A 10,595-nucleotide genomic window follows, 5' to 3' on the forward strand; every position below is an offset into this window, starting at 1 on the left:
TCAGCTATCTCATTTGCCGCTTGATTCAGAATTATTGGCTCGTCCTTTTCGTTAAACAAGCCGTGCGAACCTCTCTTTTCAACGCCCGGACGCATAGCCATATACCCGACAAAATTCTGTCGGTTGCCAATGACGTCGGCGTTGCGCTCAATTATCGTATTGATTAGTTCCGAAGCGTTTTCTACAGTAGGGTTCGCAGTGTAGTCCTCATACTCAAGGTATCTTTGAGCTTCGGGAAAATCTGAAAGCAGACCACGAAGCAGTTCTTGCTGATTTTTTGTAGCGTTATTATTTCTGTCAATAGTATTTTGATCACGAACTTCAACTGTTTCACGGGTTGCGATATATTTTGTATAATTTCTGCGCTTGTTTTTACTTTTCTGTGTACCGCTTTTCAGGTAGCGGCTTGTGACGATTATTTGAGATAAAGCCAAACTATATCACCTCGTATTAAAAATTTCAAAAAAATCGCCGCACAGATTTAACTCTGTACGGCGATTGCCATTTAAATATTATATGATTCACTGTTTAGGAACATATTATTTGGTTACATACAATTCCGGAGCGATTTTAACTATTTTCATTTTTCCCGAATTATATACTGATTCTTGAAATACAAAATATCCCCCTGACAGTATATAATTAAAACCACACATATAATCTATTTCATTTTTCAAAAAAGCTATATTATCTGATGTAATTTCAAAACCGGAATTCTCATTTTTCAATACATCATCTTTAAAATCGGCAACGGTATTAAAGTTTTCATCGATAATATGAACTTCACCAAAGCCATCTGATTCTACAACTGCCGCATATCCATATAAAAACGAACCCAATTTACAACTTTCAAATTTAGTGACATTTCCATTCTTATCAGCATATCCATAAGTTTTTTCACCGTTATCGTTATTGTTAATATACACAAGATAATCACCCGTGAAAACGCCACAAATTGAGTCGTTATCTATATTACCATTATAACCTTGATATTTTGTGTTGTTTGTCTTTTCCCCATTAATATCAATATAAAATGTCTCACCATTTTCTGATACCTCGGCTGTTCCGTTACAAAAATAGTATGCATTATCGAACCTGGGTTCAATGACTATATTGCCGTCTAAGTCAACATAACCCATATTACCGTTTTCATCACGATAAGGCGAAAGCGCATCAGTATATCCTAAAATATTGCCTTCAGAAATTTGGTTGCCCCAGAAATCCAAAGTCTTTGTGTGATCATTATTAAAAAAACGAATATCTTTAACATATGCAGGATAATCATTTTCATCATTGATGATTATATAGCCGTTTCCCGCAACATTTTTCTCATTTTCAAGCAACTTATTGTCCAGTTCGGAATCAATTACAGAAATTGTTTCATTAGACGAAACATCATTTGAACTTGAAGCCTTTTCAGTTGATCCGTCCGATGTGCCACAAGCGGTTGCAGCTAAAAAAGCCACAACCGTACAGCATAATACGCATATTATCTTAGTTTTCATTGTGATTTCTCTTCATACAACTCCGGAGCAATTTTTATAACTTTATATTTTTGGGTCAAATCCGTTTCAAAATCATTTGAACCGATAAAATAGCCTCCATCATATACATGAGTATCAGAATAAGTGCTTGACCAAAGCTCTGAATAAAATGTTGAACTTTCACCGCTTACAAAATACTCTGCATTGCCAATTATCTCAAAATTACTATTTATTACTGTGCTTCCGTTTAAAAATGCATATCCGTTACTGAAATTTGTACATGAAGAATATCCATCAAAGTGTGCGAGTTCAGCGTTATTCTTATCATAATATGCAGCAAAATTTTCTGATTGAGAGAATGCACCTATTTTATCCTCGCTATAAGATATATATGTTACTCCGTCAATAATTCCGCCTAATATATTTCCATACGGTCCTGTACCATTATCTGGCTGTGTAAATTCACCCCAAAAATTACAGTCAGTCTTTTCTTCCTTTGAATTTATTGAATAAATTCCAGTATCATCCATAACCTGTGCTGTTCCGTTTGTGAAATAAGATGCATCGTCATACTTTTTATCGGATATAGGTTCAAAGTTCTTATTTATTAGATAATATTCTCCCGATTTATCATCACATACAAATGCTACATTATCATAAAAACCCAAAGCAACTGCATATTTTGCGTCTTTCAAAATTTTTCCGTCCACGTCGCAATATCCCCACAGGCCACTTGAAACATCCTGATATGGTATGTATATATCATATATATAGTCGGGATAATCTGCACTGTCCTCTATAAATATCACTCCGTTTCCCGCAACATTTTTCTTATTTTCCAGCAACTCATTGTCCAGTTCGGAATCAATTACAGATATTGTTTCATTAGACGAAACATCATTTGAACTTGAAGCCTTTTCAGTTGAACCGTCCGATGTGCCGCAAGCAGTCGCAGCTGAAAAAGCCACGACCGTACAGCATAATACGCATATTATCTTAGTTTTCATTGTGATACCTCTTCATACAATTCTGGGGCGATTTTTATGACAAATATTTCATCTGCATAATAGATATATGTATAGCCACCAGGGTATACTACGCTACTTTTGGGTCTAAATAAGCCAATATCAAGTGTTTCGGTTACACAATTAAAATCTGTATCATAGAAATTAACATCACCCATGAACCCAACGCCAAAATATCCATTAGATCTGCAAGTGATCATATTACTATCACTAAACGTCTTTACAATATTGCAGTTAGCGTCAAGCATCCCTACGCCACTTTTGGTTTCAAATGGGAGATAACCCTCACTAAACGGCAGATATTTTTTAGTTTTATTATCATTACCGTTTTCGTTATTCGCAAAATTGTTCCTTAAATTCAATTTGTTTATATCGTTTACTCCACTGTAGAATTTTTGGTAAAATTCCTCCAATGAAAGTTCATTGCCGCTATAATCATAAAAACGTTCAACACCATCATTTCCATCATAAAGATTGATAATACCGCCCTCGGTTATTATTTGTGTATAATCACCTATTGGAATAATATTATTTCCTTTACTGTCTATAACAGTAGACTCGCCATTTTCATAATAGACTATTGCTGCTTGATTATTATCAAAATCATATGCAGTATCAAATTGCGGTTCAATTACTACATCGCCTTTAATTGTTTTGTATCCCCATAAATATTCATCATCATGAAATGGTACTAGCAATTCATTTATAAAATCTGGAATATCATTTTTATCATTAACGGCAACAAAACCATTACCAGCTCTATTAAGACTGTTTTTCAGCAGTTCTTCCGTTGATTTATACTCATATTTAACTGTTTCATCAGATTCACTTTTTGAAGTCGAATCGCTTATCGAAACATCATTTGAACTTAACGTGGTTTCAGATGATTTACTAGCATTTCCGCAGGCAGTGAACATAATAACTATACAGATTGAGATTATAAATTTATCGATTCTCATGAAAAGCCTCCTATTTTTGATAATATCTATACTCTGGATTTATAACAATATTTCTAAGCATATTATATGTATAAAAATGATAGACACTGTTTTGATTACCGAATCTCGGGCTCATAGTATATCCATTATTTTTTATAGAAAAACAGCCATTTTCAACATTAGAACTAGAACCAAAGTTAGATAGTTTATTTGAAATATAATCGTTGACATTATTTACTACCTTAAGATTGTCTACAAAAGTTATTGCAAATTGTGAAGTCATTTGTGATTCAAAAACCATTGTGCTGCCTTTTGCATGATAAATAATACTTATTTCTTTGTTTCCAGGTAGTTCTGTTGCACATTGAAGTAAATTTACTATTCTTGTGGCTAAGAATTTGCCTATTTCGATAGATAGTTTTACAGCAAAATGTCCTGCTTTTAACTCTGGGCATAAACTCTCAATTAATGAAGCTGCACAAGAAACAAAATCCTTTTGAAACTGCGATGCTACTGTTTCATTATCATAATCATCTCTAAGATCATGTAGGTATGTTTTTTGTATTAAATTCTTTGTTTTAACTGCTAGCTCTTTGTAAAATTCATCATTAAATACATTTTTTATCATGCCATCGATATCATAGCCCAATGTAGTTATATACACATCATAGTCTTTAATATATTTTTCAAAAGCTGTTTTAAAAATAGGAATTAAATCTTCGCCGACTTGTTCCCAATCAACAGTGCAATTTTCAACAGAACTTACAAAAACATCTCCAAAATTGTTGTCAGAAATTTCTATAGACAAATTATAGTCAGTTAATTTATAAGATGAATATCCAATAGTACAAAGCTGGGGATTCAGATAGTTACCATACACATCTGAAGCGCTATATTCTGTACATGCTTTATTGAGCAATAATTGATTATTGTGACTTCCGTTTGAAACAGCGTGATTACAGTTATTAATGGACGAGAGATATTCTTCACGTATAGCCGTTATAGCACACTCGAACATTTGCTTTTCAGATTTGTCGTTAGAGTGTTCTTTCATGGCATTTAAAGAATATACCATAAATTTATCATTTTCGTCTAAAATATAATTATCCTCGAACTCAGGGGATTCAATCTCATATTCACAATATTCACATTTATACTTTTGCGAACCTGAATGATAGGATAACATATGATGCACAACTTGATCAGTGTCTAAATTTGAATCACTGGCAAGTATATTTCCCGCTTCAGTTAATGGCTCACAAACTTCTTCAACATATTTATCAACTATCTCTTTTTTATTTTCATTTAACTTTTCTTGGAAAGATGGAATATCCCATATAACACCATCTTTAAGGACTGCTTCATATCTATTTTCTGAAATCTGTTTATACTCTCTTACAAGCTGACCATCATTTAAATATTTATAGAAAGTATTCGGATCATCTGATTTAAAGCCCAAGAATAAATCTATATCAGATGGTTTATTGGCTGCTGAAAGAGAAACTCCATTAAACCAATAAAGATTTTCTTCAACAACGTCAGGCAATGTATCTCCGTCTGTATCCTTAGTTCCAATATCCTCCTGAACTTCCTCAAAGTTGTCCTTTAAGTCTTCCGCTTTATCTGCGTGATAATATTTACCGCCTGTGGCAGTAGCAATATTATTTAAAAGAACGCTGTCAATGTCATAGCCTAAACCGATTGTATAAACTGTAATTTCATTATTACTTGCAATTGTAGTATACTTACTGTCATAATCACCTACTCCGTCAGTGAGCATAATAATTATTTTCTTAGCGTCCGAAGCCGAATTAAGAAGATTGTCCAATGCCATTGACATTCCTGCTGAAAGAGATGTACCGCCATTATCATCAATTTTATTAATAGCATTATACAGTAATTTTTTATTGTTTGTCAACCCCTGATATGTGTATGCATAATGGTCAAAATCAATAATTGCAGCTTTATCTTCATCTCTAAGGCTATCAACAAACTCTTTAGCGGCATCCTTCCTAATGCCTGACAGATCGTTCCAGCCCATACTTCCTGATGAATCTATCACAAGTGCAATTTCCATACCGACCTTGTTGCCAGCTTCGTCAGTAGAGTTATCAATAAAGTCATTGTCCCAAATCTTCTCAAATTCCGTTTTATTTAGTAGAATGTATCTTGAAAAATGCGTTGTTTTAGCTGTTACGGTGCAATTTTCAAGATCAACGACCTGTTCTTCCAGAAGCACCATTTTCTGATTGACAACATCGCAATAATACACAGCAGGCTCGAAATTTTCAATATCAAGCAAACTTTCATCAAATGTATATTTCATAGTTGCTTCTTCAAACTCACAGTCAACATAGAAATCAAAACCGTTTCCGATAAATCCCGGCATCTGAGCAGGAAGAAAAATGTCATCGTCAGGTACTTCGTCAATGCTTAAGCTGCCAATGCTTTTTCCCGGGATATCCATTGTTAATTCAACCGAAACCTTTGAATCACTTTCTTTTGATTTCTTAGTAACAGTATATGTATCATCACCGTCAAGAATTCCGTCATAATTTGAATCCGGATTTAACGGATCACAAGAATATTCCGGTTCTTTTCCGTCAATAAGACCATCGTCATCTGTATCCTTTTTCAGCGGATCAGTTCCGTACACATTAACTTCATCTCCATCGGAAAGTCCGTCAAAATCAGTGTCATTGTTGAAAGGGTCGGTAGTTAAATCAAGCTCCTGTCTGAATGATAAACCGTCTTCATCAATATCCTCATCTGCATCGCAAATTCCATTGTCATCAGAATCATATTTCAACGGATCAGTCTGAGTATAATACAGTTCTTCATAATCGGTTAAACCGTCATCGTCAGTATTTGCATTATTTTTGTCTGTACCAAGATAATCTTCCAAAGGATCACATAAACCATCGCCGTCGGAATCTTCCATATATACCTCGTACTCGCCGTTCTCATTTGCAGTCAATGATACTGTGTTAGAAATCATCTTATTTCCAGATAACAATTCCTGTTCCACATAAAAGTCTATGGTCTGATAACCGGATTCAGCAATATAATCGTAGGTACATTCATCAGTATCGGCAATCGCTATGTAATCTCCGCCGTCATAAGATGCCCAAATTGTAAAATTATTGCCATACTGATTTGTATCCCATGATAACGTCATTTTTGATTCATCGAGATAATAATCAGCAACGGTAATTATACGGGCGTCATTTATAATATTAGTTAAGAAATCAATATTATAGGAATTGAACGGTGATGCCGATAACGTTACATCATTTCCGTTCACTTCAATTTCGTCCGCAATTATCAATCCCTCAAAATCAATATTTCCTGCACTGATAAGTACCTTTCCGTTAGGAGCATAAATGAGTCCGTTCAAGTCAACTGTATTTGCCTGAATACTGATATCTCCATTTGAAGAATATATATATGATTCTGCATTTGCTACAGTTGTTAAATCTGTTGAATTAAATGAGATACTGTTTTTAGCTCCGATAATGTCTTTGGTTGAAATCGTTCTTCCGTAGGCTGCAATTCCTTCGTTTGAATAGGTAGCTCCCATATCAAGCGTTTCCTGCCAATTGAAAGTTACGCCGTCTTTGTACGAATCTGTATCAAAGAAGTTGAAAATATAATTCAGACCATCTCCAATATCAGGGAATGCCGTTGATTCATCTTTCTGAATTTCTTTATTGTAAGAAAGATTACCGCAGTAATTGTTGATATTTCCCATATAGCAACAATTGCCTGCTACAGAAACAGTATTTCCGTAGAAATTCAGATCTGAATTACTGTCGATATCGCCGTTAATATTAACAGTTGTTCCACTTACTTTAAACGTATTGGATAAAAAACTGTAATTTACGGTTTTAATTTCATCATCCGCTAATACAGACAAGCTTGGAATCAAGGTAGCAGTCATGACTGCTGCCATAATGCCTGAAAGTCCACGCTTAAAATGCTGCTTAGTATGTTGTCTTAGCATTCTTCTACCTCCATAATTTTAATTCTTGTTAGACTACTGACTCATGCATTTTAACACAAAAATAGAGTTTTCGCCACAAAAGACTAGTAAAACCCCTGTTTTTTTTAGTGAACGAACAAAATCGAGGCAAAATTATCATTCAGCCTCGATTTTACTTTACAAAATATTTTCACTTATTCCGATAAAAACATCATAAATTTCATTTTTACAATCCTGAATCATGTAGTACGGTTGTGTTACCGGAGTCAACGAATGTTCTTCAATATACGCTTTTAAATCATCGACCTTATTTTTTATTGTAGAAAATGAACCGTAATGCCTTACTCTTACCGCATTGACTAATTTAAACTCCGATTTGAATTCGTAATGCTGATTGCTTGTAAATTTTTTATTTACAGGAATTACAAATTCCATGAAATTGTCCTTTTTCGTAAAAACTATTTTGCCGTTTAGCTTTAGATCAAGAACGCATATATTATTCTTAACTCCGACAACAAAGAAAGATATATCATCATCGTCAATTTGAGTAATATATGACAACACGTTCCTATAATGCAAAAATTGATGCTCAATCACCTGCATCTTTGCACCGCCTTATTTAAATAATTTGTTTATTAAATACCAAAAATCATAAAACATAGCTAACCCCCCTTTGCAATGTGTTGTCATAAAAATAACATCACAATTGCAAAAAATCTATAAAAAACTAGTAAAGCCCCCCTTTTTTTTAGTGAATGTCGAAATAGCTTGAAAATTTTACTGAAATAATGTATAATATAATTATGATGTATATGGGAGGAGAGACAATGCATATTGCAATTTGCGATGACGAGGAGTTTTTCAGAAAATCGCTGATTGAGCAACTGAATAAATATTCAATAGAAAAAGGTCTCGATTTTTTATATTATGAATATAAAGACGGGGTTGATCTGTTAGCGTCTAAAATAGATTTTGATATAATTTTCATGGATTTTCAAATGAAGGATAAAAACGGGATAGATACCGTTTCGGCTTTGAGACAGCGTAATAATAATACTCATGTGATATTTGCCAGCAGTTACAAGGATGTTGTTTTTGACAGTCTTAAAGTAAAAACTTTCCGATTTCTGATAAAACCTATAGAAAAGGAAAAACTGTACGAAGCGTTAAATTCTCTTATCAGAGAAAAAAGCAACCGCTTTACTGTATTGGTTCGTAATACAGAACAGTCAGCTAATTACCGTATACTTGAACGGAATATTATTTTTGCACAGGCTGAAAATGTATCCACATTGATTTATGCATCTGATAAATGCTATAAATATGCGGACACTCTTTCAGCTTTTCAAAAAGAATTATCCAGTGATTTTTTCTTCAGATCACATCGCTCTTTTTTAGTGAATATGAAGTATATAACCAATTATTCCAAAAATGAGATCATTTTTTCCACAGGTGAAAAAGCGTTACTGTCTAAAATAAAATATAAAGAATTTCAGAAAACATATTTTGATTTCATGAAAAGGGAAAGTATAGGTTTATTATGATTCTTACATCAATATACACAACTATTTTTGTTTTAGTGAGTTTTTTTAACCTGATAAATATTAACAATATTTTGAAACTAATATCAGACGATTTCGTATATCAAAAAGCAGGCTTTATAGCTGTGGGCTTGCAATTAATATTCAGCGGTATAAACGGCTACTGTAGATTTACAGATAAATACCTTCCGCTTGCTCTGATAAGTTCACTATTAAGTTACTCATTAATATTTGCCTGTGCGTTAATATTTCATAAGAAGAAAAAAAGAGCAATATATGTTTCCGCCATGTTTTTAATAATTGACTCGATTATGCAGTCTTTAAGTTGTATCATACTTGAGTTGTTTTCAATAAATTATAATCAGACGTATCTCACAAAAGGAGTATCTGTTATTTTTAATATCATATCTCTTTTACTGGTTACAAAGCTTCAGCGAAAGAGAAAAAATATGATCAGATCGGGATTGAAAATAATACCTGATCATTTATATGTACTGATATTAGTGGCATTATTATTGTCCGGGGAAATGTTTGGTTGTATTCCAATCGATTTTGAAAGGGTTAAAATCCGTAATAATATTATCAATTTTTCTGCTGTTTTAATTGTTCCGATATTTATGGTGCTTATTATTTATCTGCTTTTTAACTGCATATCCAAGCAGTATTTCGAAAACATATCATTACTGATGGAAAAGCAGGTTGAGCAGCAAGTTGAACATTATAAAAAGATCAATAAGTTGACAGACGATCTGAGAGAATTTCGTCACGACTATAAAAATCACATGATATGTTTGCAATCGCTTTTGAACAACAAACAATATGATGAGGCACTTAGTTACGTTAAAAGTATAACCAATCAAGAAATCTTGGATTCAAATAAGTTTTTCAGCGGAAATCAAATTGCAGACGCAATACTTACAGACAAAAATGAATTAGCACAAAAAAATAACTGTAAGATTATATTTGACGGTTCTGTTTCAGATGAAATATCTGTTTCCAACCTTTGTACCATTTTATCTAACGCATTAGATAATTCAATTGAAGCCTGTTCTAAAATTGATTCAGACGAGACACAAATTATTGATGTTAAATGTGTTGCTTCGGAACTTATTCAGATTATTCGTATATCAAATCCCAATCTTGATAATAACGCTGTAACTGAAACATCAAAAGCTGACAGAAAGAATCACGGATTTGGACTAAGTAATATTAGAAGAACTGTTGAGAGAATGGACGGACAAATGATAATATCGAGTCAATATCCGACCTTTGTGTTGGAAATTGAATTTAAAGTGAAATAGAAATAAAGCCATTGATAAACGTTGCTTTTTTCAATGGCTTTATATTATTTATATATTATAGCGGTTGGTAATATATTTTTAATCAGGCCTCTGATACCTTACCGCCTTTTCAAAATTAATGATACCGTTAATTCTCTTGACCTCATCTGTACACATAGCACGGAGTTTTATCATTGTATCATCATCAATGTCATGCACGGCCGCAAGCATATGTGATACTGCACCGAGTTCAACAGCAACTTTAAACAAGGGGCTGTAAAAAAAGTCCCCAAGAAAAAAGGCTGCGATCTTGCCAAAAAGCAAGACAGCAGTCTTTTTTTGTGG

At 33.5% G+C, this 10,595-nt stretch carries 7 protein-coding genes and 2 pseudogenes; 2 read left to right on the forward strand and 7 right to left on the reverse strand.

What is annotated here, in order from left to right:
• From AB5123_RS12945 to AB5123_RS12970, 6 genes and pseudogenes are all read right to left on the reverse strand, one after another.
• Nucleotides 1-434 (reverse strand): annotated as a pseudogene (locus tag AB5123_RS12945) (hypothetical protein); the annotation flags it as partial.
• A 105-nt stretch (nucleotides 435-539) separates the two neighbouring features.
• Nucleotides 540-1,505, reverse strand: coding sequence for a WG repeat-containing protein (locus AB5123_RS12950; protein WP_256321036.1), 966 nt, complete (start codon nucleotides 1,503-1,505; stop codon nucleotides 540-542).
• On the reverse strand, nucleotides 1,502-2,491 hold the full coding sequence (locus tag AB5123_RS12955; RefSeq protein WP_117893741.1) for a WG repeat-containing protein: 990 nt from the start codon (nucleotides 2,489-2,491) through the stop codon (nucleotides 1,502-1,504). The genes AB5123_RS12950 and AB5123_RS12955 overlap by 4 nt, the downstream gene beginning before the upstream one ends.
• Complete coding sequence (locus tag AB5123_RS12960; protein ID WP_117893744.1) at nucleotides 2,488-3,468, reverse strand: WG repeat-containing protein; 981 nt, start codon at nucleotides 3,466-3,468, stop codon at nucleotides 2,488-2,490. Before AB5123_RS12960 ends, AB5123_RS12955 begins: the two co-directional genes overlap by 4 nt.
• A 10-nt stretch (nucleotides 3,469-3,478) precedes the next feature.
• A complete protein-coding gene (locus tag AB5123_RS12965) occupies nucleotides 3,479-7,450 on the reverse strand; it encodes a vWA domain-containing protein (protein ID WP_288163411.1) in 3,972 nt (1,323 codons plus the stop codon).
• 156 nt (nucleotides 7,451-7,606) lie between these two features.
• The gene (locus AB5123_RS12970; RefSeq protein WP_117859529.1) at nucleotides 7,607-8,032 is read right to left on the reverse strand and encodes a hypothetical protein; all 426 of its coding nucleotides are present in this window, start codon (nucleotides 8,030-8,032) and stop codon (nucleotides 7,607-7,609) included.
• 224 nt (nucleotides 8,033-8,256) lie between these two features.
• Between AB5123_RS12970 and AB5123_RS12975 the strand changes: the two genes are divergently transcribed.
• On the forward strand, nucleotides 8,257-8,973 hold the full coding sequence (locus AB5123_RS12975) for a LytTR family DNA-binding domain-containing protein (RefSeq protein WP_181979766.1): 717 nt from the start codon (nucleotides 8,257-8,259) through the stop codon (nucleotides 8,971-8,973).
• Nucleotides 8,970-10,271 (forward strand): sensor histidine kinase, encoded by a 1,302-nt coding sequence (locus AB5123_RS12980; RefSeq protein WP_117859531.1) that lies wholly within the window; start codon nucleotides 8,970-8,972, stop codon nucleotides 10,269-10,271. Before AB5123_RS12975 ends, AB5123_RS12980 begins: the two co-directional genes overlap by 4 nt.
• A 78-nt stretch (nucleotides 10,272-10,349) precedes the next feature.
• Here AB5123_RS12980 and AB5123_RS12985 read toward each other — a convergent pair.
• Nucleotides 10,350-10,595, reverse strand: a pseudogene (locus AB5123_RS12985) (hypothetical protein); the annotation flags it as partial.

Source organism: Ruminococcus sp. RTP21204st1_B2_RTP21204_210225, assembly GCF_040914135.1.
Classification (GTDB): Bacteria; Bacillota; Clostridia; order Oscillospirales; family Ruminococcaceae; genus Hominimerdicola; species Hominimerdicola aceti.